This is a genomic window from Myxococcus guangdongensis (assembly GCF_024198255.1).
GTDB lineage: Bacteria > Myxococcota > Myxococcia > Myxococcales > Myxococcaceae > Myxococcus > Myxococcus guangdongensis.
The window spans coordinates 1-22,940 of sequence record NZ_JAJVKW010000028.1 but is presented as its reverse complement, the minus strand read 5'-3'; the positions used below and the strand labels follow the sequence as shown (position 1 = coordinate 22,940).

General features: G+C 68.7%; 28 protein-coding genes and 1 pseudogene. 13 read left to right on the top strand and 16 right to left on the bottom strand.

Features of this window, described 5'->3' with window-relative positions:
• Positions 1 to 6: 6 nt before the first annotated feature.
• Positions 7 to 2,112 carry a Hint domain-containing protein gene (locus LXT21_RS43860; RefSeq protein WP_254044233.1) on the top strand — a complete coding sequence of 702 codons (2,106 nt, stop codon included), beginning with the start codon at positions 7 to 9 and terminating at the stop codon, positions 2,110 to 2,112.
• 17 nt (positions 2,113 to 2,129) lie between these two features.
• Positions 2,130 to 2,663: a hypothetical protein gene (locus tag LXT21_RS43855; protein WP_254044232.1), complete on the top strand. Its 534-nt coding sequence runs from the start codon at positions 2,130 to 2,132 to the stop codon at positions 2,661 to 2,663.
• A gap of 184 nt (positions 2,664 to 2,847) precedes the next feature.
• On the opposite strand, the gene LXT21_RS43850 is transcribed toward LXT21_RS43855, so the two are convergent.
• Entirely contained in the window at positions 2,848 to 3,894 is a 1,047-nt protein-coding gene (locus LXT21_RS43850; RefSeq protein WP_256572490.1) for a phytoene/squalene synthase family protein, read from the bottom strand.
• A 46-nt stretch (positions 3,895 to 3,940) separates the two neighbouring features.
• Between LXT21_RS43850 and LXT21_RS43845 the strand changes: the two genes are divergently transcribed.
• A complete protein-coding gene (locus tag LXT21_RS43845) occupies positions 3,941 to 5,389 on the top strand; it encodes an FAD-dependent oxidoreductase (RefSeq protein ID WP_254044230.1) in 1,449 nt (482 codons plus the stop codon).
• Positions 5,390 to 5,419: 30 nt separating this feature from the next.
• Here LXT21_RS43845 and LXT21_RS43840 read toward each other — a convergent pair.
• Positions 5,420 to 5,791, bottom strand: a pseudogene (locus tag LXT21_RS43840) (hydroxymethylglutaryl-CoA reductase, degradative); the annotation flags it as partial.
• 717 nt (positions 5,792 to 6,508) lie between these two features.
• Between LXT21_RS43840 and LXT21_RS43835 the strand changes: the two are divergent.
• The 4 genes from LXT21_RS43835 to LXT21_RS43820 all read left to right on the top strand — a co-directional run bounded on the left by LXT21_RS43835 (position 6,509) and on the right by LXT21_RS43820 (position 8,518).
• Positions 6,509 to 7,108 (top strand): hypothetical protein, encoded by a 600-nt coding sequence (locus LXT21_RS43835; protein WP_254044229.1) that lies wholly within the window; start codon positions 6,509 to 6,511, stop codon positions 7,106 to 7,108.
• A gap of 26 nt (positions 7,109 to 7,134) precedes the next feature.
• Positions 7,135 to 7,587 carry an NlpC/P60 family protein gene (locus LXT21_RS43830; RefSeq protein WP_254044228.1) on the top strand — a complete coding sequence of 151 codons (453 nt, stop codon included), beginning with the start codon at positions 7,135 to 7,137 and terminating at the stop codon, positions 7,585 to 7,587.
• Between the two features lie 188 nt (positions 7,588 to 7,775).
• Complete coding sequence (locus LXT21_RS43825; protein ID WP_254044227.1) at positions 7,776 to 8,309, top strand: hypothetical protein; 534 nt, start codon at positions 7,776 to 7,778, stop codon at positions 8,307 to 8,309.
• A 29-nt stretch (positions 8,310 to 8,338) separates the two neighbouring features.
• Entirely contained in the window at positions 8,339 to 8,518 is a 180-nt protein-coding gene (locus LXT21_RS43820) for a hypothetical protein (RefSeq protein ID WP_254044226.1), read from the top strand.
• A 41-nt stretch (positions 8,519 to 8,559) separates the two neighbouring features.
• Here the strand turns inward: LXT21_RS43820 and LXT21_RS43815 are convergent, their stop codons facing one another.
• Entirely contained in the window at positions 8,560 to 8,871 is a 312-nt protein-coding gene (locus LXT21_RS43815) for a hypothetical protein (protein ID WP_254044225.1), read from the bottom strand.
• A gap of 319 nt (positions 8,872 to 9,190) precedes the next feature.
• On the opposite strand from LXT21_RS43815, the gene LXT21_RS43810 reads away from it, so the two are divergent.
• Both LXT21_RS43810 and LXT21_RS43805 read left to right on the top strand, forming a co-directional pair.
• Positions 9,191 to 9,724: a DNA-methyltransferase gene (locus tag LXT21_RS43810; RefSeq protein ID WP_254044224.1), complete on the top strand. Its 534-nt coding sequence runs from the start codon at positions 9,191 to 9,193 to the stop codon at positions 9,722 to 9,724.
• A gap of 307 nt (positions 9,725 to 10,031) precedes the next feature.
• A complete protein-coding gene (locus LXT21_RS43805) occupies positions 10,032 to 10,535 on the top strand; it encodes a hypothetical protein (protein ID WP_254044223.1) in 504 nt (167 codons plus the stop codon).
• A 116-nt stretch (positions 10,536 to 10,651) separates the two neighbouring features.
• Here the strand turns inward: LXT21_RS43805 and LXT21_RS43800 are convergent, their stop codons facing one another.
• The gene (locus tag LXT21_RS43800) at positions 10,652 to 11,056 is read right to left on the bottom strand and encodes a hypothetical protein (protein ID WP_254044222.1); all 405 of its coding nucleotides are present in this window, start codon (positions 11,054 to 11,056) and stop codon (positions 10,652 to 10,654) included.
• Positions 11,057 to 11,058: 2 nt separating this feature from the next.
• Positions 11,059 to 12,087 (bottom strand): hypothetical protein, encoded by a 1,029-nt coding sequence (locus tag LXT21_RS43795; RefSeq protein ID WP_254044221.1) that lies wholly within the window; start codon positions 12,085 to 12,087, stop codon positions 11,059 to 11,061.
• 193 nt (positions 12,088 to 12,280) lie between these two features.
• On the opposite strand from LXT21_RS43795, the gene LXT21_RS43790 reads away from it, so the two are divergent.
• The 4 genes from LXT21_RS43790 to sitI6 (LXT21_RS43775) all read left to right on the top strand — a co-directional run bounded on the left by LXT21_RS43790 (position 12,281) and on the right by sitI6 (LXT21_RS43775) (position 15,788).
• Positions 12,281 to 12,673 carry a hypothetical protein gene (locus LXT21_RS43790; RefSeq protein WP_254044220.1) on the top strand — a complete coding sequence of 131 codons (393 nt, stop codon included), beginning with the start codon at positions 12,281 to 12,283 and terminating at the stop codon, positions 12,671 to 12,673.
• A gap of 703 nt (positions 12,674 to 13,376) precedes the next feature.
• Positions 13,377 to 14,072 carry a SitA6 family polymorphic toxin lipoprotein gene (sitA6, locus tag LXT21_RS43785; protein WP_254044245.1) on the top strand — a complete coding sequence of 232 codons (696 nt, stop codon included), beginning with the start codon at positions 13,377 to 13,379 and terminating at the stop codon, positions 14,070 to 14,072.
• Positions 14,073 to 14,816 carry a SitI6 family double-CXXCG motif immunity protein gene (sitI6, locus tag LXT21_RS43780; protein ID WP_254044219.1) on the top strand — a complete coding sequence of 248 codons (744 nt, stop codon included), beginning with the start codon at positions 14,073 to 14,075 and terminating at the stop codon, positions 14,814 to 14,816.
• Positions 14,817 to 15,026: 210 nt separating this feature from the next.
• The gene (gene sitI6 / locus LXT21_RS43775; RefSeq protein WP_254044218.1) at positions 15,027 to 15,788 is read left to right on the top strand and encodes a SitI6 family double-CXXCG motif immunity protein; all 762 of its coding nucleotides are present in this window, start codon (positions 15,027 to 15,029) and stop codon (positions 15,786 to 15,788) included.
• A gap of 31 nt (positions 15,789 to 15,819) precedes the next feature.
• On the opposite strand, the gene LXT21_RS43770 is transcribed toward sitI6 (LXT21_RS43775), so the two are convergent.
• From LXT21_RS43770 to LXT21_RS43720, 11 genes are all read right to left on the bottom strand, one after another.
• Positions 15,820 to 16,530, bottom strand: a complete 711-nt coding sequence (locus tag LXT21_RS43770; protein ID WP_254044217.1) for a hypothetical protein — start codon at positions 16,528 to 16,530, stop codon at positions 15,820 to 15,822.
• A 248-nt stretch (positions 16,531 to 16,778) separates the two neighbouring features.
• Positions 16,779 to 17,642 carry a hypothetical protein gene (locus LXT21_RS43765; protein WP_254044216.1) on the bottom strand — a complete coding sequence of 288 codons (864 nt, stop codon included), beginning with the start codon at positions 17,640 to 17,642 and terminating at the stop codon, positions 16,779 to 16,781.
• A complete protein-coding gene (locus LXT21_RS43760) occupies positions 17,639 to 18,007 on the bottom strand; it encodes a hypothetical protein (protein ID WP_254044215.1) in 369 nt (122 codons plus the stop codon). Before LXT21_RS43760 ends, LXT21_RS43765 begins: the two co-directional genes overlap by 4 nt.
• A 688-nt stretch (positions 18,008 to 18,695) precedes the next feature.
• Positions 18,696 to 18,935 (bottom strand): hypothetical protein, encoded by a 240-nt coding sequence (locus LXT21_RS43755; protein ID WP_254044214.1) that lies wholly within the window; start codon positions 18,933 to 18,935, stop codon positions 18,696 to 18,698.
• Between the two features lie 86 nt (positions 18,936 to 19,021).
• Positions 19,022 to 19,399: a hypothetical protein gene (locus tag LXT21_RS43750; protein WP_254044213.1), complete on the bottom strand. Its 378-nt coding sequence runs from the start codon at positions 19,397 to 19,399 to the stop codon at positions 19,022 to 19,024.
• 1 nt (position 19,400) lies between these two features.
• Positions 19,401 to 19,856 carry a hypothetical protein gene (locus tag LXT21_RS43745; RefSeq protein WP_254044212.1) on the bottom strand — a complete coding sequence of 152 codons (456 nt, stop codon included), beginning with the start codon at positions 19,854 to 19,856 and terminating at the stop codon, positions 19,401 to 19,403.
• 148 nt (positions 19,857 to 20,004) lie between these two features.
• Complete coding sequence (locus LXT21_RS43740; RefSeq protein ID WP_254044211.1) at positions 20,005 to 20,166, bottom strand: hypothetical protein; 162 nt, start codon at positions 20,164 to 20,166, stop codon at positions 20,005 to 20,007.
• The gene (locus LXT21_RS43735) at positions 20,163 to 20,654 is read right to left on the bottom strand and encodes a hypothetical protein (protein WP_254044210.1); all 492 of its coding nucleotides are present in this window, start codon (positions 20,652 to 20,654) and stop codon (positions 20,163 to 20,165) included. Before LXT21_RS43735 ends, LXT21_RS43740 begins: the two co-directional genes overlap by 4 nt.
• Complete coding sequence (locus LXT21_RS43730; protein WP_254044209.1) at positions 20,647 to 22,131, bottom strand: hypothetical protein; 1,485 nt, start codon at positions 22,129 to 22,131, stop codon at positions 20,647 to 20,649. Before LXT21_RS43730 ends, LXT21_RS43735 begins: the two co-directional genes overlap by 8 nt.
• Entirely contained in the window at positions 22,115 to 22,531 is a 417-nt protein-coding gene (locus tag LXT21_RS43725) for a hypothetical protein (RefSeq protein WP_254044208.1), read from the bottom strand. The genes LXT21_RS43730 and LXT21_RS43725 overlap by 17 nt, the downstream gene beginning before the upstream one ends.
• A gap of 74 nt (positions 22,532 to 22,605) precedes the next feature.
• On the bottom strand, positions 22,606 to 22,940 hold a 335-nt coding region (locus tag LXT21_RS43720; RefSeq protein ID WP_254044207.1), incomplete at its 5' end, for a hypothetical protein.

Below are 22,940 nucleotides of genomic sequence, written 5' to 3'. Positions count from 1 at the left end.
GACGCCATGCGCTCGCGTGAAAGTGAATTCCTGGGAGGGGTGTACGACGAGGGCGTGACGGGGCAGCCGCGCCCGCGCATCGTCAAGGCGAAGCACCTCACCATCGAGTGGGGGCACTCGGAGGAGCGCCCGCTGCACCTGCTGGCGGGCTACACCGTCGTCGTCTACACGGGGGACGACCCCAACGACACCGACTCGTACCTGGTGGAGCCCGCGCGGGTGGGGCCCACGGAGCGCCGGGTGGTGGTGACGCTGCGGCCGAAGACGTCCGTGTCGGTGCAGGCCGCGGTGCAGACGCGCTACACCAGCGGCGCCGAGGGGAGCTGGCGCGTGCTGGGTGGCGCCGTCGTCGCGGACCCGGACACCGTCACCGTGGCGACGGAGACGCTGTCCAACGTTCCGGACGGCAGCGTCGTCAGCAAGCTGTTGGCCCCCGAGGCGGTGACGGCGCCGAAGGTGGCGCCGGCCGCCATCGCCACGCAGCACCTGCTGCTGCCGCCCTCGGACAACCTGGTGCCCAACGGCTACTCGGAGGCGGGCACCGCGGCGCTGGGCCTGTCGCCCGAGGGGGACTTCCTGGTGGAGGACTTGGCCAACGCGCGCGAGGGGCGCTGGTGCCGGCGCGTGCCCCTCAACGCGCCCGGGTACCGCACCGCGGTGTGGACGAAGCGGATTCCGTGCTCGGCCGGGGACGAGTTCTCCGCCGACGCATGGGTGAAGGTGTCCGCGCCCCTCTCCGGCAACTACGGCGGCGGACTCTACCTCTTCTGGACGGACGCCTCGGGCAACTACGCGGGCGCCAACACGTCCACGCCTCTCAACGGCGTCTCCACCAGCTATCAGCGCTTCAAGGTGAAGGGGGCGTGCCCGGCTGGGTGCACCGGCGTCCTCTTCGTCTGGGAACTCGCCGTCGTCGCCGCGGACGTGGGCAAGGCCGTGTACCTGGACGCCCTCAGCCTGCGGCGCTCGGTGACGTTCGACTTGCTGTCGGCCAACACGTTGCAGACGTCCAACTACGCGGAGGACGGCAGCGGCATCCCCGTGGCGGGCGCGAAGCTGGACAACGTCGGCGTGGCACTGAAGGTGGCGAGCCAGAATCTCCAGGTGGGCCGCTACCCGCTCGAGGCGCTCTTCTACAAGGGGCTCGTCACCCTGGACGGCCCGGGGCCCGGCAACCGCTGCTTCTACCGAGGCAACAACCAGGGGGCGGTGCGCGGAGGCGCGCCCAACATCGACAGGCTGCGGGTGGAGTGCGCGGACAACATCACCACGTCCACGCTGTCCTGGGCCACCTGGCAGCTCTTCCTCCAGCCCCAGTCCCTCGACGACAACCTGGACGGCCTGCGGTACGCACGCGTGGAGTTGTGGGTGCGGCCGACGGCCGGGAGTGCCTACCGCCAGCAGGTGCTGCACGTCGCGCTCACCGACAGGGTGTACCAGGACGCTGCTGAGTCCTCGGCCAACAACCAGGCGCGGGCGTCCCTCCAGTACATGTTCGCCGGCTCCGTCACGGCCCTCTCCTCGACGACGACGTCCGTCTGGTACCTGTTGGTGTCCATCGTCAACGCGTACGGGCCCAGCGCCGCGAAGTGGTTCACCCCCGTCACCATCCGCAACACGGCCCTCGGCAGCCAGTACGCCTCCCCCGTCGGCGCAGGCACCCCGGACGGTGGTGGCGGTGGCGGCGGCAGTGACGGCGGCGGCTACTGCCCCGCGCCGTGGGAGCCCATCCTCATGGACGACGGGAGCGAGCTGCCGGCGGAGTTGGTGCAGCCCGGCATGCGCGTCCTCACCCAGCACGAGGCGTCGCTGAAGCTGGACGCCTACCAGGTGGCGGCGGTGCAGCGGGCGCGCGCGCGCCGACACCGTCTGCTGCTGGAGGACGGCCGCGGCCTCGTCGCTTCCAGCCTCCACCCCCTCTTCGTGGAGGGCGCCGGGTGGACGGCGCTCAACGCCCTGCGGACCGGGGACGTCCTCCTCGGCTCACGGCCCGGCCGCGTCCTAGGCGTCGAGGAGGAGGGGGAGGGTGATGTCGTCCGCCTCACCGTCCACGGCGCCCGCACGTACAACGTGCAGGGACTGCTGTCGCACAACGCCAAGCCTCGCGAGTAGCGCCCCGGAGACTGCCCATGCCGCCCCTCACCCCAGAAGAGGTGTACCAGCGCAACGCCATCGAGGCCCGTCGGCGCGACGTGACGTGCCAGCTTGCGCGCGTGCGCGGCCAGCAGGACGCGGCCGCCTCGGCCTCGCGCCACTTCGCTGGCGTCGGCCAGGCTCTCCAGGTGGAGCGCGCCGGGTTGGAGGGCGAGCTGCAGGTGTTGCAGGCCGGGGGAGGGGGACTCACCGACGACTGGGGCAAGTACTCCGCGCTCGAGCTGGCGGCCCAGGAGGAGCGCTACCCCGCGAAGTCCGCGGCCTACGACTGGCTGGTGGCCCACCCGACGGCCACCTTCCTGGAAGCGGCGGGAGAGCTCGAGCGCCTCATGCTGGAGGCGCGCACCGCGGCGGGCCGGCCCTGGCCACTGCTGCGCGCGGACGGACTGCTGCGCGAGTGGCAGGTCAACGCCTTCGCGCGCGGACTCGTCCCCGGCAACACGTGGGAGATGTTCCGCGACTACCTCCGCTCCATCGGCAAGGACGCGGCGCTGGGCGGCATGGTGTGAGTTCGGTGTGAGGGCGCGCCAGGGGCTCTTGAAGCGAATTGTCCTTGGAGTGCCTCCATCAGCCCCTGTCTGCTGGACGCGCCGCCGGTTGTTGTCCTTCGTCGGGAGGCAGGCCGGCGTAGTGCGCTACGAAACCGAGAGTCCTCCTCCTGGGGCTGCACCAGCACCTCCCGGGCCTGTCGCGTCATCTCATCGCCTCCACCTCCGGAGGGCCGTGCGAGCACTCCACGAAGAGGGCCCGCAGCGCCGAGTCTGAATCCACTCGCGCGTGCAGGAGCTGCACGAGTTCGAACACCTCCTCGCGGCTGAGCTTCAGTGGGGGGACATCGAACACCCCGGGGTTGTTGTCGATGAGGCGGAGCGTCTTCACCGAGAAGAACAGGGGGTACAAGCAGAACAGCCGGAGCTTCGGCTCCTCGGCGGGGAGTGCGAGCACATACTCGAGCGCCTCTTGCTGTGCCCGCCGAGCCACCACCATCAACTCCGAGTGCAGCGCCATGGCCTGTTCGCGGTGGCTGGGGAGCGTCAGCGTGGAGGTCTTCAGTCCATGGCGCGCCATCCTGTCCAGCGGCAGCCAGCAGCGTCCCTGCTCCATGTCCTCGCGCACGTCCTTGAGCATGTTGGTGAGCTGCAAGGCCTCACCGAATGCGATGGACTGACTCTGTAGCTGGCCGCGTCGAGTTGCGTTGATGGCGGGGGAGTAGGCGATGAAGAGTTCCGTTAGCATCTCGCCCACCACACCCGCCGCGAAGTAGCAGTAGGCGAGCATCGTCTGTAGGTCGGGCAACCCCATCACCGGCTTGCCGCCGCCGTGCTGTCGCTGAACCTGCTTCATTCCAACCGTCATGACGCGCACGCAGCGGGCGATAGGAGGATGGGCCCACGAGGGGAGCGAGGCCAGGGTCTTCAGCACCCAGACGGTCCTCTCGACGAGCTCAACCTCCGCTTCGGGAGCGCCGGCCCGAAACTCGCCTCCCACTAGATGAGCGAAGGATTGAGCGCGGGACTCCCAGCCCGGCTCGAGCCGCACCAGGTCCGCGAGCGCGTCGAACAACTCCTCTTGACGGGCTAAGTGGATTTCATCCTCCAGCGTGTCCGCGACGCGTAGGAGCAGATAGGCCACCGTGACGGCGAGGTCCAGGGGGGCGGGCAACAAGGGGATGTTCAGTGCGAACGTCCTGGAGACTCGGGGGAGTACCGCTCGGCAGAACGACTCTTCATGGGCAACCATGACTTCTCCTGTGCATTGGGTCTGGCCCATGCGCAGTTGTTGCGTCATGGACGGTCCGTGGGATTTCGACGTGGTGGTGGTGGGGGGCGGCCCCGCGGGATGTGCCGCGGCGGCGGCGCTCGCCCAGTTGGGACAGTCCGTCCTGCTGGTGGATGCGGGCGTGGACCGACACAAACAACTCTCGGGGGAATTGCTGCACCCCACCGGCGTACACGCGCTGCGGGAGTTGGGCTTCAGCGAGGTCATCGACGCCTGGCTGTCGCGTCCGGTGCGAGGCTTCGCGATTTTCTATGCGTCGCCAGCCCGAGTCGTCGTCCTGCCGTACAAGGACGGCACCACGGGCCTGTCGCTTGAGCACGTCGCTCTCGCCGCACCGCTGCTGGAAGCCGTCGTCCGAAAGCCGGGCGTCACGCTCCTGGCTGGGGCTCGGGTGACTTCGGTGGAACACAACGACGAGCGCGGCGTCCGGCTGCGCTTCCAGCACGACGGCGTCATCCAAGAGGTGCGCGCCCGGTTGCTGGTGGCCTCGGATGGACGCGCGTCGCCCGTGAGACGGATGCTGGGTATCTCCGAGAGTTACACCCGAATCTCCACCATGCTGGGGCTCTGTGTGGACAGCGCCTGTCTGCCGCGCCCCGAGCATGGACACAAGTTCGTCGGAGGTCCGCTGTACGCGCTGGCCTATGCCATCCAGCCGGGGGTGGCGAGGGTGATGGTGGACCTCCCTCTGGGCACTACCTCCCAGACCCTGAAGGAACGCCCTGAGTTGCTGGCCACGCTGCCTCCCGCGCTGGTTGCCGAGATTCGCCGGGCGCTGGAGGCGACTTCGACTCTGCGGATGGCCTCCAATGATGCCCGGCTCTCGGAGAGGGTGTGGAAGGGGAGCGCCGTGCTGGTGGGCGACGCCGCGTCCTGCTGCCATCCACTGTCCGGCAGCGGCATGACGTCTTGCTTTCAGGATGCACGAGCGCTCCAGGATGCGCTGCGCTGCCACCCCAGAGACATGCCTCGCGCGCTGGAGCAATACGCACGTGTGCGTCGTCCTGCTCAGCGCACCCGGGTCGCGCTCGCCTCGTCGCTCTACTCCGCCTGTGCGGGACAGGACGAGGGCATGCAGGCGCTGCGACTGGGGCTCATTCGCTACTGGGATAGCAGTCCGCGAAGTGCCCGGGCCGCCATGAGTTTGCTGTCCTCTGAGGATTCGCGCATGACCGTGCTCGCACGTGAGTACCTGTGCATCGTTGGCCATTCGCTGATGACGTTGCGACCCGGACAACAGCACTACGTCCGTCCGCGCGCCGCCGTATCGTTGCTGCGCTCCGCCGGTCCGCCGCTGCGGGCCGTCCTGGCGAGCACGCTGGAGCAGGTGGAGGGGTGGTGCCATCGACGCCTCCGTCATCTGCGACGACACGCCCGTCCGCTCGGGCAGGGGGCCGCCCAGGGCCGCCGACGAACCCAACCTGTAACTCCGGCCGTGCCAGTCCACGTCGCGTGACACCTGCGCCGACAGCGCCACGCCTGCGCCGCGTCGCTCAATCGCGGGGGGGATGCTGTTGGCGAGCGCGAGGAGCTGAACCCGGGCCGTGAGCAGTCGGGCGCGCTCTCTCTCGGGGGCGCCGTAGCGGGTGAGCTGCACCTGGCCAATCATCATCGACGTGTTCGTCTCGGCCAGGAACCCGCCCGCCTCGCGCACCAGCTTGGAGGCGAGGGACACCGCGGCGATGACGGACGGATCCTCCACGACCATGGGCACCCGGTGGTCGCGCCCGTTAACGGTGAGGTTCAGCCCCAGGCCCATGGGTAGAGCGAACACGCCGACGGCGTTCTCGATCATCTGGTTGACGACGTCGAGGCAAGGCGCGTCCACCGCGCATAGCACGCGCAGTTCCTCGGGCATGAGGTCTCCGCGCAGCGCCAGCTCTCGCCAGCGCTCCTCCATGCTGCGCCGGTGGAAGCCCGGCAGGCGAGAAGGCCGCGTCGCCGATGGCACCTGCACGGACTCGTCTTTGACCTCCCTCATGCGCCCCCTGTGGCTCCGCCCGTCAATCACCATGGGAACTGGTGACGACTCAGACGATTGAGCAGGGCAGTCCTCCAGTGGGGCCAGGTCGAATCCAACAGCGGACAGCGCCGCAGGGTTACCTCCCGCGCGTCAGCCGCCTGCCCCTCCTCGCGGGGTGATGGCCGTGCTCAGTGGGCGAGCATCAGCCACGCGTCCATGCCCACCCTCCTCCCGAGCACGAGTGCCGCACTGTGTGTTGGATGAGCCCGCACACTGGGGATTCGCAGGACAGACCCGCCATGCCGAGCGGCACGAGCTTGCCCAATGCGCCCGTCTCCGTGGCGAGCAAGGCGAGCGGGAACGTCCGCGACCACGCGCCAGTTCGATGAGGACGCCACCAGCGTCACAGAGGAAGAGGACCGTTCCCACGTAGCTGACGCCCCAGAGCGACACCAGAACGACGCCGGTGACGCCCTCGCCCTGGGCGGAGAGTTGAGTGTGGAGCGGCGCGCAGAACACCAGGATGGTCAGGCCCGCGGGCGCGAAGCAGGTGGGGAGCACGTGCCGTGCCGACGCCGGAATGCGTCCTCGTCAGCACGGACGATACCGGCTATGTCCCCCGCCGCCTCCCCCCGCCCCAGCCTCCGAGAGGACTTCGCCCGGCATGGCGAGAAGCTGGAGGCCGTTGCCGCGCGCGCTGACGAGGCGAAACGCACGTCCGAGAAGTACGCCATCGACACGCACCGCCTCATCGAGTCCATGCGCGAGGAGCTGCGCGCCCTGGCCGAGCGCATGGCAACGGCGGAGCAGGTGCGGCGGATTGAAGAGCACGTGCGCCGGGTGGACGAGCGCGTGGACAGCGTCGACAGGCGTGTCACCGAGCAGAAGTCCGTCGTCGAGGCGGTGCCCAAGCTCGTCGAGCGGCTCAACGAGCGCATGGACAAGCTGGAGGAGCGGCTCGACGTGCAGGACGCGCGGCACGTCGCCCAGGACGCGCTGGTGAAGTCCATTCCCGACTTGTCCGCGCGCATGACGGGCGGCGAGCACCGCGCGTCGCGCATCGCCGGGGCTCTATGGGTGGTGGGCGCGCTCGTCGCGGTGTTGGGGCTGGCCGGGCTGCGCGAACTGGGCCGCTGGTTCGTCCAGGTGGCTCCGCCCGCGCCTGTGCTCCACCAGGAGGAGCCGGCCCTTCCTCCCCGCCGTCGCCAGTGACTTCCCCGCAGGCTCAGGAGCACGTCGTGTCCCAGCGCAACGCCTTCGTCGTCGCCGTCCTCTCGCAGATGCACGCGCCCTACCGGTGGGGAGGCAAGGGCGAACTCGACCGCGTCGCCAACAAGCGCGCCTTCGACTGCTCTGGACTCGTCACCTGGGCGCTTCGCGAGGTGGGTGGACCTGACTGGCGGTATTCCCACAACACCGACGTGCTCCTGGCGCAGTGCCTCGCCGTGCCGAAGGAGGAGGAACTGCTGCCCGGCGACCTGGTGCTGTACCACCGCAAGGGCGCACCGCTCGACGCGGAGCACGTCATGGTGCACGTCGGCGGAGGCGTCGTGGTTGGCGCCTCCGGAGGAGGGAGCACCACCCGGACGCTGGCCGACGCCGCCAAGGCCAACGCGTGCGTGAAGGTGTTCGGCAGCCTCGACTACCGCGCGCGGCGCATGGGCCTGCGCCGCTTGCCGTTCCGCTCGTGAGCGCTATGGCCTGGCGCGCCCTCTGCCTGCTCCTCGGTCACCGCTACGTCCCCGACGTGGACGTGCCGGCTGGGCACTCGCAGTCGGCGGCCACGCGCTGCCGCCTTCGCTGCGCCCGCTGCACCTGGCGCGGTGCATGGCGTCCCGTTTCGTCCTCGCAGTCCCACTCGTAGCTCAAGGAGTCCCACATGAAGAAGCTGTTCTCCCTAGCCACGCTTGCCGTGGTCCTCACCGCGCCGGCCGCGCTCGCGGACACCGGCGCCACGGCCGGCGGCCTCGCTGGCGGAATCCTCCTCGGTATCCTCACGAACCCCGATGTGCTGGTGCTGGTTGCCAGCCTCGTCGTCGGTGGCGGGGTAGCGCTCGTGCGCGCCATCTGGAAGGACAAGGCGGAGGAGCGCCTGCGCAGCGTCGGCTACGTCATCAACCTCGCCTACTACGCGGTCAACGACATGGCGCTTCGCACCGCGAACAAGGTGGACGACAAGGTCGCCGAGGCGCTGCGCATCTTCCGCGAGCAGCTCGCCCTGAAGGGCTACGTGCCCACCGACCGCGAGGTTGCCCAGGCGAAGGCGGCCTGGACGGCCATGCACGGCGCGGAGTTGACTGCGACGAAGGTGCAGGGGGCGGCGCTGACGGCCACACTCGGGGCCATCGGCAGCACGGCCGCGCTGGCCCCGGCGGTGGCAGCGGTCCCTCAGACGCCCCGCGGCGCGCAGTAGCCGCGGGGCTCGACAGGGTACTCAGCGACGTGCCCGTGCGCACCGGCTACCTCGAAGCCCAGGCCGGCACGTCCAGCCTCTCCGGCTGGTACGCGCGACTCGAGGCAGGGGCCCGGCTCCGTCCGGACCTTGGACTCTTCGGATTCGCGGAGGCGAACGAGCGCGAGCGGATGGCTGGCGTTGGCGCCCGCTGGACGTTCGGGCTGTGAATCACAGGCAAGGGTCGAAGAGCGGTCCCTTGCCTGTGGTCTCATCGCTTCAGCATGGCAAGGGCTGAAGCCACCGTCTCTTCGTTCGTCTTCTCCTCAAATCCAGACAGCTTGGGGAGCACTTTCTCTGGGCCTGCGACCAGCGTCGGAGCCAACGCCTTGTGGTCGCCAGGAATGAATGTGAGCTGCGCGCCCCCTGGGGTGACGAGCTTCAGCAGCATTCCCCCTGTCACGAGGGCCGCGAAAAGAGCCTCGTTGTGGCGCTCAGCCTCGATTCGCGTGATGAGCGGCTCGTGGTTGTTCCGCGGGGCGATGTACTCTTGCCGAATTGGGTGCCAACGAATGGATTCCATGCTCCCTCCTTGATGCGTGCGAGGGTATGCGACGGACCACATTAATGTGCAGTGGGTCACGAGGGCATCAGGCAGGCGGCATCGCATGTGCAGTGCGCTTGAAGTCGCAGTCCTTCCCCCAAGCGCAACGAGCCTCTGCACGTGAAGCCCTACTACGAGAACAACACCGTCACGCTGTACCACGTCGGCTGCCGCGACCTGCTGGACCTCCCGTCCCGATCTGCGGACTTGCTGCTCACGGACCCGCCCTATGGGATGGTCTGGGCCTCGAAGTCAAAAGGGGCCGCTCCGATTCGCGCCGACGGCGCGCGCCAGGGGGATGAGGGGGTTCCGCCAGGCGCTCACCGCCGCGAGCAGCGTGCTGGCCGAGGAGTCCCACGCCTTCGTCTTCTGCCATTGGGCTTCGTGGCCCGACTTCCACGACGCCATGGCGCCGCACATGGGAATGAAGGGCGCCCTCATCTGGTGGAAGAATCGCGGAGGCACCGGGGACTGCGAGGGCTCCTTCGCCCCGGACTACGAGGTGGTGCTCCACAGCGCCGGGTCGAAGCGCCGCCCGCTGTTGGGGAAGCGCCACGGCGCGGTGTTGCCCGGCTTCCCTCCCGTCGCACCGAAGAAGCGCACGCACCCCACCGAGAAGCCCGTTGAGCTGATGGCCTTCCTCGTGGCGCGGGGCTGCCCTGAGGGCGGCTTGGTTCTGGACCCGTTCGCGGGGAGCGGCGCCACGCTGCTGGCCGCGCAGCAGCTCGGCCGCCGGGCAGTGGGCGTCGAACTTGAGGAGCGGTACTGCGAAGCGGCCGCAGTGCGCCTGGACGCCGCGCGGGGAGAAACCCTGGCCCGCCGCGCGGTCTGAGCTGCGTCTCGACTACGGCGCCGTCGTGAGACTCCCGTCTCCCTGACTGCGGGCGCGGAGTCCTCCCTGTCCCTCGCCCGACACGGCGACATTGTCGTCCCGACCTGCCCCAAGCGGTGCTGCGGGCTGCGCCCCCTCAATGCAGTCCCACCCCTGATCTCTACCTAGATATTGGCATCCCCCAGGTGTCAGCGAAGTGCTGGTAAACTACCCTGGAAGGCTATGATCTGTTGATTATTCTTTGCCGGGGCGTCGTGCGACTTGAGGCGTGAGAGACGGTTGCTATGATTGGCGAAGAACGCCTGTCGTGTCAAAAAATCTCGTAGTGGCAACGTTGGGAAATATGAAAATACTTGCTTGTCGTCACCTTGGTGTGGCGTATGTGTTGAGCCTGTTCTTCCTGTCTGCTCCGGCAGTGGCGCAGAGCTCTGGTGTCGATATTGGAGTTGGAGCCAAAGTCATACCGAACCGCGTTGGGATGGTTATTTTGGTGAGAAACCATGTCTTGTTGAATCTTGATGCCCCCCTGGCGGCCAGTTTTGACGTGGCGGTTGATTTGCCGCGCGGATGGACTCCAGTGAATACGTCCCCGAGATGCTCCATTTCCGAAAACACCGTCAGCTGTGCCACGAACCTAGTTTCCCCTGGTGAAACCGTCGTCTTTGATACCGAGGTAACTCTGCCCTTGCTGACGGTTGGTGTGAACTACCCCATCACTACGAGGGTGGTGAGAAGCACCCCGCCAGTGAGCGTCGATCCGGTAACGATCTTCTGTACGGTCGTTACCCCACTGCTTGTCATCTGCGGATAGTGACTGTACTGGATGGATACCCACGTTCATTGGATGGTCGGGCTGGCTACAATCCTCGGTGACTTGCCGCACTGCATGAATTTCCGGATGCCCGAAGACGTTCGCGCGAGGGCGGATTACGGCGCTGCCGTGAGGCTCCCGTCCTGCTGGACGCGGACGTGGAGCCCTCCGCGCCCCTCGCCCGACACGGAAACGGCGTAGGTGTGGCCCACCTCCAGCGGAGTGGCGGGCTGCACCTCCTCGAATCCGTCGGGCACCACCCCGTACACGAGGCGTGCAGGCCCTGGCCCTCCCAGGGAGCCGCGGGCGCGGATGGCCCACACCGGCGTCCCGTCCAGGAGGCTGACGCGAACCAAGTCGTACCGTGGGCCCTCGGGGCGGGAGGGCTCGCGGATGACGAAGGCGGGTGAGGGGAGGGACTCCTCTGCGGAGGCGAGCTGTACGTGGAGGGGCGGCTCGCAGGCACCGGTGAGGGCCGCAACGAGCAGTGCGGCGAGGAAGGGGAGGCGTCGGAGGGCCATGGCTACGGCGCCCCCCGGCCCGCGCGGACCTCGCGCAGCGCCGCGCCGAGCTGCGCGGTGTAGTCCTCTCCCTCCAGGATGAAGGGGATGGACGCGTCCTCCAGGTGCCCCGACTTGAAGCCCAGCTCGAGCAGCTCCGCCTGCTGCTCCGGATTCATGTCCTCCCATGCCTTGCCCTCCCGCAGTGCCTTGAGGACGTTGTACCCGTCGCCGACGAACTGCGCGACGAGGGCCTCGCTCATGTAGTCGGTGCCCCCATTCTGGTGCTGCCAGACGTGCCCCACCTCGTGGACCAGCAAGTCGAGCTGCAGGGGCAGGTGCTTCGCCGGGATGTAGATGGTGTCCCCGTGGGTGAACGCCCGGCCGGAAAGGGAGAAGAGTCCCGCGCTGCCCTCCTTGATGCTGATGCGCGAGTAGTCGATGGAGTCTCCGTACACGGTGCGGAGCGCGGAGACTTCGCCGTCCGTGAGGCTTCGGCGGACCGGCTCGAGGCCGAGCAGCGTCTGCACCGCGCTGATGGCGCGCCCGCCGAGGATGAGGGTGGCGTCCAGCGGCGTCTGGAGACCCTTCACGAGGCCCAGCCCAAGCTGGGTGAAGCCCTCGCGGAAGCGCCCCGTGAAGATGTTGCCCAGACCGCGGAGGACGGTGCCTGCGGACTCGACGGTGTTGCGCAGCGTGCCGACGGTGGCCTCGACTGCCCCCGTCACCAGCCCGCCCACCGCGTCGGCGGCCCGGTTGATGGCGCCGCCGATGGCCGCGCCGACTCGGGCGAAGAACCCCTTCTCCTTCGGCGCGCCCTCCGTTGGTGCCTTCGCGGTGTCGGCCGCACTGGGCTTGAGCTCGCCCGCCGTCGACAGCGCCGCGTCAGAAGGCACGAGCGCGCTGGTGGAGGACGCTCGCGCGGGGAAGGCCTCGATGAAGTTGTCGAGGCGCGTGGCGCGGGGAGTGGACTTCGTCTCGGGTGAAAGCCCGTCAGCTGGCTCTCGTAGGAGAGGGAGAAGAGGCGTGGTGCGTGTGCGAAGGGGCTCCATGGTGGACTCCGGCTGAGGTGAGAGACAGGAAGGAGGACGCACAGCCACTCGGCACAGCCCATGGGGCAGCACCGCGGCCAGGTCCGGGTGAAAGGCGCGTCAAAAGCCGCAGGTGTGGACGTTCCCCTCTGACCGGTACTTGCAGACGTCGCGCCCCCCGCACAGCGGGCGGCACGTGCCGCCGATGCCCTGAATGCAGTCGTCGCAGAAGCAGGACGTCATGTACCCCGAGGACGTCACGAAGGAAGAGCACAGCCCTCTAGGGGAGCCAGTGCTCGCCGCGCAGTTCTCGGCCATGAGGATTCCCAGGCTGCTGGCGCAGACGAAGTGGGTGGTGGGCCGAGTGGTGCGAGTCAAATCCGGCGCCAGACAGATGCCGTCGGAGCCGATGCTGCCGCACATGCATGCCCCGGTGCCTTGTGCGTCGACCGTCTTGCACCGTCCGGCGCCGCACGGGACGACGACGACGCCCGCCTGCGCGTCGCAGCGCACCCACGAGTCCCCCGCGCAGTGGCCATACTCGCTGACGCCCTGGCACGGGCCGCCGATGCGCACGCAGGCCTCGCTGGCGGCGTCCGGCACGTAGCCGGCGGCGCACCCGCACACCTCGCCGGAGGCGGTGCAGGTGGAGTTGGAGGGACACGCGCCGCAGCTCCCACCGCAGCCGTCAGGCCCGCAGGACTTGCCCTGGCACTGGGGCACGCAGACGCAGGCGCCAGACGCCGAGCAGGTGGAGCCGGAGCCGCAGGTGCCGCACGTGCCCCCGCAGCCGTCCGGGCCGCACTGCCGGCCGTCACAGCGCGGGACGCATGCGCAGCGGCCGTCCGTGCAACTCTCGCCCGAGCTGCAGGTGCCACAGCTCCCGCCGCAGCCGTTGTCTCCGCACTCCTGGCCGGTGCAACTCGGCGTGCAGGAGGCTGGAGGCGTGCCGCCGTCGCGTGACGGGCTGCCAGCGTCCGCGCGCCCGTTGCTGCCCGCGTCCCCCTCGGAGGGGTTGCCCGCGTCCGGCACAGGAGTCCCCCCGTCTCTAGGGGCGGATGGGCGCGGACGCCCATCGGGCTCCGCCTCCGTGGGTCCACAGGCGCTGAGGGTGAGGGCCGTGAGCAGAATGGGGAGCGTCAGTCGTACGAGGTGGGCGGGCATTGGCGCAGTCCTTCGGCGCGGCCCCGGGGAGAAGTTTCCGGCCGCGCAGTCACGCGGGCCATGAGCACGAGGCGTGCCGGGCCCGCGACCCGCGGCGTCCTTGCTGGATGAGCACCTCGTGGCTGAAGCTGGCGCCGGGGGTGGTCATGCGAGTGATTGGATGGTTGGCGGTGCTGCTGTTGGCTGGGTGCGCGAGCAGCGAGCACGCTGTCGCGTCGGACTTCACGGCAACGCTGCAAGATGACTCCGCGGAGGACTGCGCCCAGTCCGCGGGCGATGGCGATGAGGGGTGCTATGCCCCTTCCTGCAGCGATGACGAGTGCGGCCTCTTCCGATGTGAGGACCTTGCGTCTCCGCCATATGCCTTCCGCCCAGCACCTGCCCGGGGCGCAGACGCAGCGACAGCGCGCATTCAGCGCTACTGGGGTGGAGCTGTGCCCCTACCGGGGCGCGAGGCGGTGTTCATCATCCCGTGGTACCGAGCTGATGACCTTCCGAGCGTCAAGGCGGCGAAGAAGGCCATCGCGGATTGGAAGCGTCGAGCGAAGGAGCGCCACCACATCTTCCCGCGCGCCTTCGCGGATTACTTCCAAGGCGTCGGCATCGACATTCACCAGTACACGTTGCTCGTCGACGTGGAGGTGCATCGCCGGGTGCATGCGGGTAAGCATGGTGGCCCCTGGAATCGGGATTGGCGCCTGTGGATTCAGGGGCACCGGGGCCCTCCATCCCGCGCGGAGCACTTCCGTTATGGGGGAACAATGGTCGAGCGCTATGGTCTCATCGGCGTCCCGATGACGTACTGGCAGCGGCTTTCGCTGGCTGCGGCTGCAGGAGAGTGAATGCGCTACTACACGCTGACGGAGCGACGCGATGTGGAGCGGTCGAAGTGGTCTGGGGGCTACCACGTCGGTCGGCAGTGGGTGTTGCCTGGAGTCGAGTGCCCGACCTGTAAGGATGCATGGAGTGGTGTCGGTCACGACTATCCGACCGTCGACCTCTCCTCGTTGCCGGGCAAGCGCGACTTCGAGCGGGCTCGGTGCGTGCCCTGGGATGAGTTCGTAGGTCTGCGGGAGCGTGTGTTGCCGCTGGTGCCGCAGGGCGCGGTCGTTGAGCCGGGGACGGGTTTCGGAGCTCTGACGGGGAAGGCCAGCGGGAAGTTCCCCCCTGTGTCCATCCACATGCCGTGGATCATCCTTGTTCAGCTGTCCGTTGCTGCTCGGCTTGAGGGACTCACGGGGGCCATCCCGGTCCCGACGCGGTTCAAGGCACGACCCGGAGCGGCCGAACTGTTGGAACTGGAGGTTCGGCCTGGAGGGAGTATTCGCGGAGGTGAAGACGACACGCCTTGCAGGACTTGCGGCCGCGTGGGCTCCACGCTCCCCCCCCTCAACGAGCTGCGTCTGGACGACGTGCCCTCCACCGATTTCGCGAGGGTCTGTCCGACCGTGGTGGCGGTGAGTGAGCGCGTCGTCGAGCGACTGGCGAAAGAGCTGGACGAGTCGGAGATTGTCGCCGTTGACATCACGGGCACGCCTCGCCGAGGAGTGGGCGCGCATTCCGCAGGCATCGACGTGTCGCCGTGATGCTCGACCAGGGCTGCTCGTAGGTCACCAGCCTCGGCATGAGCGCATCGACTGCTTGCTCGCGCCCGCGGCATCAACATTCATGAGTTCGCACTCGCCATCGACGTGGCGCATCACAGGTGAATCCATAAGGACGGGTACGGTGGGGATGCCCATGTCGTACTGGCAGAAGATCGGTGACCGGAGTCTCGCGGGAGACGGAGGAAATTGATGCGTTTCTATCGGCTGAAGACGTCCGCCACGGGCTCGAAGTACCGAGGGAGCTATGGGGCGAAGCGGCAATGGCGCCTGCCCGACGCGGTCTGCCCGACGTGCGATACCGAGTACGCGGACCTGGGGTTGGACCTCGCCGCGGTGAACCTGTCGGCCCACCTTGGCGAGAAGGCGTACCGAAAGGAGCGGCAGGTGCCCTGGGACGAGTACGTGCGGCTCCGTGATGGGGCGATGCCGTATCTGCCGGAGGGCGCGGTGATTCAGCCCGGCGTGGGCCTGGGCCCCCTTGTGGGGAAGGCCACCGGCAGTCTGCCGCCCTTCGTCCTGCAGGACGCATGGACGCTGCTGGTCCACGGTGACGTGCTTGAGCAGATGACGGCGGCGGGCCTGACGGGCCTCGCACCCGTGGAGAGCCGCATCACGGGGAACAAGCGTGGGCCGCTCTACGAGCTGGCTCTCGCTCGCCAGGGCGTGCTGGGCGCCGGGTGCCAGCGCGTGTACCACGGAGAGCCGTGCGTCACGTGCGGTCAGGCCGAGTACGGCACGCCCAACCCGTGGTGGCTCGACGCGGGGACTGTGCCGACGCTCGACGTGGTCCGGTTTGATGCGATGCCGATGTACATCCTCGTGAGCGAGCGCTTCGCCGACTTCGTTGCGCGGCTCGACGAGAGCGGCGTCGCTGTCGAGGATGTGATGGGCCCGCTGCCCGAGCAGAAGACGCGGCGCAAGGGCACGCCGCAGGAGCCCTTGCCTGTGTGAGGCGGTGGCGCCTCACTGGCTCCCTCCGCGGCTACAGGGGACGCACCCAGCGCCACGCGCCGTGCTGGGCGACGTAAATCCACTTCACGAGCGAGAGCTCCGGGCCGTGGCGCTGGCGGCGGAGGTGCCCCTTCACCGCCCGGACCTCTGGCACGAGGCCGGGGATGGCATTGGGCACGGGGGCGGCGTCCGACTGTCCCGTGCCGACGGCGCCATCGAGATACACGTCGGTGATGGCGAGCCCTTGCGGGTTGTCTCTCGCCCGCGCAGCCTGAAGGCGCAGGGGCGAGCCCTCGGCCTCGGCGAGCAGGCTGTACACGACGGCGAATCGCGCCGCAGCCCGCGCCCAGACCTGATGCGCCGCATGTCCATCGGGGGGGATGAGGGGGCTCATCGCCTGCAGCGTGCCCTCGGCGATGTCCCCGCCCGTCCACGTGGGGTGCCACGGCGCCACGACGGCTCCCCCGTCCAGTGTGAGCCCTACGAGGTACGTGACGCGGTCGACGGTGTAACCCCCGAGGGAGAAGGTGTCGCCGAAGAGGGCGTCACCTGCGTCGGGCCGGGACGCCTCCACGAGCCACGGGCAACGCAGTAGTTGGGGCGGCTCGGAGGGGAGCGAGTGCAGGTCCGTCTCGGCGACGTGCCGCGCCGCCGCAGTCCGCAGGCGGTGGAGGGTAGGTGGGCTCTTGCCTCCGGCGATGGCCAGCCCCGAGATGTTCACCAGCTCCGGCACCTCCCTCACGAGCGCGCCCCAGGTGCCAACGGCAAGCTGGCCCGCGGCAGCTTGGAATGAGGCCCCAGCGTGAATGCCGAAGCGGGCGTACCCGGCCCTGGCCTTCGCGACGAGGGCGGACAGCGGAACGAGAGATTGCTCTGCCATAGTCATCACTTTCCTGTCGGACGTCCCATCCAGGCGTAAGGCGATTCAGCGGATGTGCTGCTCCAACCGTCTGGCGTCCCGGGTGTCTCGCGCGAGGGTATCCGACGGGTTCAGGGTGCAGGCTCGATGTCGAGTTCGGCACGCGGCCGTTCATCATCGGCGAGCGCGAGGGCGGCGACCTTCTCCGCGCTCGGGGCACCGATTGGTGAGCTGAACGTCCCGTCGCCTGTCTCTTCTCCGCGGGTCGTCCGCCGGTCAATCCAGTAGTCCGCCTGGGCGTGGCGGGTCAGGATGTCCTGCACGAGCGCGCCGAGCATCTCGATGTTCTCGACCGCCTGAGCCGCCAACGTCGGTTTCGTCCTGATGAGTTGTGCGAGACGGGCGAGCATGGGGAGTAGATAGCCCCGCAGGGCCGTGATGCGAACCCTCCGCGCCCACCTCACCTGCTTCTCGCTCCCGCGCAACGAGGGAGCTCGGAGGCGGGTGATTTCGACGGTGAGCCCTTTGACGGCGAGCATCACTCGCCCATCGCGCTCAAGCTCGTCGGCAAGGACGGACTCCTCTACCTCGCGGCGCTCGCGGTCGCTGACCCGGGCGGCGGCAATTCCATGGCGCTCGTCGAGTGCTCGCCGCGTCGCAGGCGCGGTGCCTTCAACGTCAGTGCCGAGGATGTCGATGGAGAGGCCGCCGTCACGAGCGACCACCTCGAAGTAAGTCCAGGCGCGCTTGACAGAGTTGTGCTGGGAGTGAGCTGCGTACAGCCCGGGAGTGGTGACCACGGCAGTTGCGCTCCCATTCCCCGCCCGGCTGAGCCCAGCCCTGTCCAGGTCGAGGAAGCGGAGTTGCCACTCCGTCCCGGCCGGCGTCAGGCGCGCGACCGAGCCGGCGCCACGCTTCAACTCGACCTCCACCGTCACCACGTCGCGGCTCCCGTCCGTCTCGACGAAGACTGCCCGTGCGGTGTTGAGTCTCATCGTGCGGACTCACTGTCGAACACGTATCCAGCGCGCACCGCAGCGGCATAGCGCGGGTGCTGGTAGTACCGGCCGAGCGCGGCCACGTCGGTCGGCCCGAAAGCGGTTCCGTCCTCGGCGACCAGCACGGCCGTGTCCTCTCGCAAGGTGAGGACGCCTCGCCGACGTCCATCATCCTCACCTGGCTTGAGTGCAAGGAGGCGGGTCATGCTCCCAAGCCCGAGCATGTCGGCAGCTGGGCTGCCGGGCACGGTCCACGTCATGGCCAGCGCCTCAAGGGTCCGGCGCGCCTCCTGCTGGTCATGCCAGTCCTCTACTTCTCGTGCCCTGGCCTCGGCCTGCTCTGCCGCTTCGTAATTTGTCATTGGCCACCTGCTGAGTGGTGCGGCCTGCGCGACATTGATGGAGTCACTTTGGTTGTACCTGGTGCGCACATCAATAGGTGTCGCGCGTTCGCGGGATAGCCCGTGGTGAGGGGTGGTTGTCACCCGGCGATGCCTGTGCAGTCCATACCCCTTGCGAGGTATGGCGCTATGCCTCTCGCGTGGTGGGGTCTGCGGCGCGCGAGAAGGGGGCGAGGCGCCCCCCTCCGGAGGGTCGGTAAACTTGGTCGCCCTCGGTGTGCCGCCGGTTGTTGCACGTGAGCAGGTTCCGGCTCCACCGGACAGGCTCGAGCAGTCGCCCACAGCGTGGGCAACGGAACTGAGGGATGGGCTTGGCGGTGTCCATGCCCATAGGGATGCCAACGCCGTGCCCATCCCTCGCGGTTCTCGTCACTTTTCGGTGTTGAGCATTGCGTCCACGCGGGCACGGGCCTCCGGCCGGGCCGCGAGAGAGACAGGGACGAGGCGGCCGTTGCGTCCGGGCCTGTAGACGCAGGGCCCGGGGTCGAGGACTCCGGAGGGGTGCATGGCGGACGTTGGGCAGTGGAGGAGCCCGCGGACCTGGTGCTGGTGGTCACCGGCGTACGGGGACAGGAGCGTGCCGCAGAGGGGGCAGCGTCGTGGGGACATGCCTACATGACGGGCTCCGCTCCGTTTGTTACCTGGGCGACTACGCGAGCACGGAGGGTGGGCGCGGCGGAGCATCCTCCTCGTTTGCGCGCACCAGGTACCCCAGCACCATCAGCGAAAGCACTTCGTCGAGCACAGCCTCGCGGGACTCCTCGGGGAGGAGGGGGGCTACGTCCTCAAGCAGGTCGCTCGTGTGGTCCTCGAAGAACAGTCGGAGCTCGGGCTCGACGCTGTCGAGCAGGTCGACCAGCTCTCGCGGGGTGGAGGTCTTGAGGCGCATCAGGAATTCGCGCGCGCGTGTGACGCGGTCGTGTGGCATGGCGCGGAGGGTACATGAGGGCCACGGCAACGGCAGCGCCGGGGCGCCTACCCGTTGGGGGCGTGGTCCTGGGCGGCTGGCGCGTAGAACTTCCCCTCGAGCTCCACGATGCCCTTGGCCGCGCCCTTGGGGGCCTGCACCTGCACCCAGCACGCGCCACGCAGCTCGAGCTGGGGTAGCTCAGCGGTGCTCCTGCAGGGCGGCCGTGCCTGCCCAGCCAGAGGGCCGTCCGGCATCGGGGGGACCGACGGTGCCGCGGTGGTGGACCGACACGCCGAGTCGCTGCACGACATGACGACGAGGGTTGCAACGGCGGTGAGGGCGACGCGCAGCATGGTGTTGCTCCACAGAGAGGAGATGGTGGAGTGGTTGTCTCCCATCGACGCCAGCGGCAGCCATACCTCTTGAGGAGTACGTCCGTCCACGTCAGCCCTGCACACCAGGGAAGAGCGGGCCCGCCCCGAACTCCGGCATGCGGGACAGTCGCTCGAGCGCCAACGTGACGAGTCCGAGGGCCTGGAGTCGCGTTAGCCCGCCCACGTCGCTCCACGTGTCGAGTCCCAGCCCGCCCCTCCCCGGCGGTGCCATGTTCCGCCGTGCGGTGAGGCATGCCTCCATCCAGCCGCAGTAGCGAAGGATTTGCTGCTCGGTGGGGCCAGCAGGGAAAGGGCTGTCCAGCTCCTGTGGCGTGGCGTCGTAGCGGATGCCATCCAGGAGCTTGTCCATGAGGACAACGGCCTTCTCAGCGAGCGCGGCGGTGGGATCGGGAAACAGCCGGCGCGAGCGCGCGACGAAGTGGAGGGCGCAGTGCAGGTCTGGGTCGCCGGACGCCACGCGGGCGCGAACCATCTCCAGCGCCTTGGTGAGGGTGTGCCTCACCATGACGCGCCGCCTCTATTCTCCGCGCGCATACTCCGGCCGGAGTGCCCAAGGACTGCCCCCGGCGGGTGGATGGAGAACGGGCCCGCGTAGACGCCGCGCCCCTCTCGCGTGTAGCAGTACGTCGCCCGGGCGTTGATGTCGTTGACGCTCACGGCATGCGCTCCAGGCGCTCGCGCCGCTCTTGCTTCCACAGGTCGAACTCCGCCCTCTCCGCTTCCCTGTCCCTGAGTACCGAGCCGTAGACGAGGAATCCGATGCCCGCGACGATGGCGAGCCACCCGGACAACGTGACGACGGTGGACGCGCTCATGGCTTCGGCTCCCCCGGCATCAACAGGGGCAGCACCTTGCCCGTTCGGTATGACGCCTCCAGCGCCGGGAGGACGTGCTCGCCCACGGTGCGGCCGTCTGCCGTCACCACGTGTGCGAGGAACGCCTGCTCGAACGTCTCGATGCCTCCTTCAAGGGAAATGAACTTCGCCTTCAGCGCGGCGTGGAGAGCACGCCAGGATTCGCGACATGCCTGCTCGTAGGCGGTGCGCTGCTGCTCGGGCGTCGCCTTCACCGTCTGCCCGCGGACCTTGCGCGTGGTGAAGAGCTCGAGCTGCGGCAGCGGCATCCGGAACCGGACGACGCGGTTCTCCAGCCCAAACGTCACCACCGCCTCGCCGCGCTCGCGGCTCTCCGACGTCTGGCGTGGGTCGGCCCCGTGCTGGTCGAGGAGTTCCTCAATCTGGGCGCGGGACTTGTGGACGGGGACGCTCGTCTTCGAGGCGTACCTCCTCGCGGGCCTACGCATGGGGACCTCGCGTCAGCGCGCCGGACAGCGTGTCGATGGCGTCCGCCACCTCGCCCACAGGGTTCGCGCGCAGCTGGGCCAACGCCGACCGCACGGCGTCAACGAGCTGGGTGTACGAGCGGAGGTCGTCGGCAGGTGCCCTCTTCGCCTCGGCCAGCGCGCGGGTGAGGGCGTTGAAACCTCCCTGGTACGTGCCGCCCGAGACGAACTCCCACGTCCCATCCGCCAGCACCCGCACCCCGTCTCCCTCCCACACCACCTCGGGCCCGGCCTTGAGCGCCGGCACCTGCGGCACGGGTGTGGCCTGGCGGTGGCGCTGGAGTCGCTGCTCAAGAGCGTCGTGCGGGCGGAGCCCCTCGTCTGCCAACTGCCTGACGTCCTCACCGGTGAGTGAGGGGCGCTGGCCGACGCCACGGCGGAAGTCCTCCAGAGTCGCGGCGCGCGGGTCCTCGCGCGCCGTCGAACTCTTGTCACCTTCCGGCCCGGACTGGGGCATGGCCCCCGCGCCTTCGCCCAGCACGAAGAAACGGCCAGCGCGGACCATCCATCCGGCATCGTCGGTGCGCGAGGCACGGAAGGCGCCCTGGATGTCGTCGAGCCGCTCCACCGCCGCGCGGTACTTCGCGGCGTCCTCGTGCGCGAATGTCACGGCTGACACGAGCGCAGCGCGGTCCATGTCGCAGTCCAGGATGTCGGCGAGTACCTCCAGCGAGTCTCCCCTCTCCTCCGCGAGCCCGGACTCCTTCGGCGGCGCGCTCCGCGTCGCGGCGTCGTAGGCGGCACGGAGCGCGCGGTACTTGAGGAGTCCCATGGACATCACGCCCACTACCTGCCCAGGCGCGGACTCCACGCCAGCCGAGGGCACCGTGGCGGAGTCCAGGTGGTAGGGGCAGTCGAGGACGGACTCCACCGCCTCCACCAGCGCGGGCGGGACCGACGCGGCCCGAGCAGCGTCGTAGGCGGCGAGGGCCGCATCCAGGTCGTCGTAGACCATCCAGTTGTGCGCGCCGGACGCGATGCGCCGTGCCACATCCGCGAGTCGCTCCGCCACCAGCAGCGCCGGCGGGGTGGGAGTGGTCTCTCGCGTGAAGCTGAACGCGATGGGCGGCTCTCCGGCCTTGAGGTCGCGCAGGCGCTGGGTCAACGTCTCGTCCCCCTGCGCCGGGGAGGGCGGGGGCTGGGCGATGATGGCAGAGCGAATCCGACCTGCGACGGCCGCCGCTCGCTTCGTGTAGCCCGAAAGGCGGTCAACATCGTCCGCCGCCTTTCGCAGCGTATCCACCAGCGCCGCGTTGTCCGCCTCCAGCCCCGGCACCTTCGCCGCCTCGGCGCGCAGGTTCTTGAGGGACGCAACCAGTCGCTTGGAATTGACAGCCTTCAGCTCGGGCACGCCGGCGTCTGCCAGCTTGTCGCCAGCAGAGATGGCCTCGTCGTACCACTGGTCGTGCTGCAACTTCGTTTCACGCTGCGTCGTCACGGTGCACCTCGGAGTTTTCGGAAGGAGAACGCGTGGCCAGCAGCTCGAGCTGGAACTGGAGGGCTACGATGTCGGCGGCAGGCGCGCCCGGAGCGTGGGGGTCGAACACCCTCACGCCGTCAACGAGGATGGACTCGTCCAGCTCATGCAGGACGAAGCTCCGCAGCACCTCCCGCAGCGAGGCCAGCAGCGCCGGGCGGTCCAGGCCAACGTACGCCAGGCGCTTCGTGAAACGAGCGCGCCTCAGGTCCCCGGACTCCCGCTCAGCGAAGGCTGCGCTCACGCTGACGTAGAGGTGGGTTCCGTCGTCGTGCTGCAGCTTCACCTGGAAATCCAGGAGGGAGAAGGGTGGCCCGAACTTGAAGCCCTCCACCGCTTTTCGCATCTCATACTGCGTCACGCTTCACCTCGGGCACAGCGGGGAGGCGCGCGGGCGGCCCGTGCTGCATCGCCCGCGCGCGAGTTAGAGATGGGCTACGGGAGAACCGGGACGGCTTCCTTCGCGAGGATGGCGACGGCGATGGCGACAGCGAGCGCAATCTGGCTGGCGCTCACCGAGGAGCCGTCATCCGCGAGCTGCTCGGCTCGCGACTCGTACTTCTTGGTGATGCTCCTCGCCTGCGACGTGCCCTCGGTGTTCCGCTTGATGAACAGCTTGACGAGCTCCTCTCCGCGGTTCACCGAGGCGCCGGGGGGCGGCCGGCAGAACTGCTCCTCGAGCGCGCGGTAGTGAGCCACCGCATCGGGAAGCCCCTTGATGTCATCCGGGCTCAGCCCCTTGGGCGGGTTCAACATCATGTCCTGTGCGA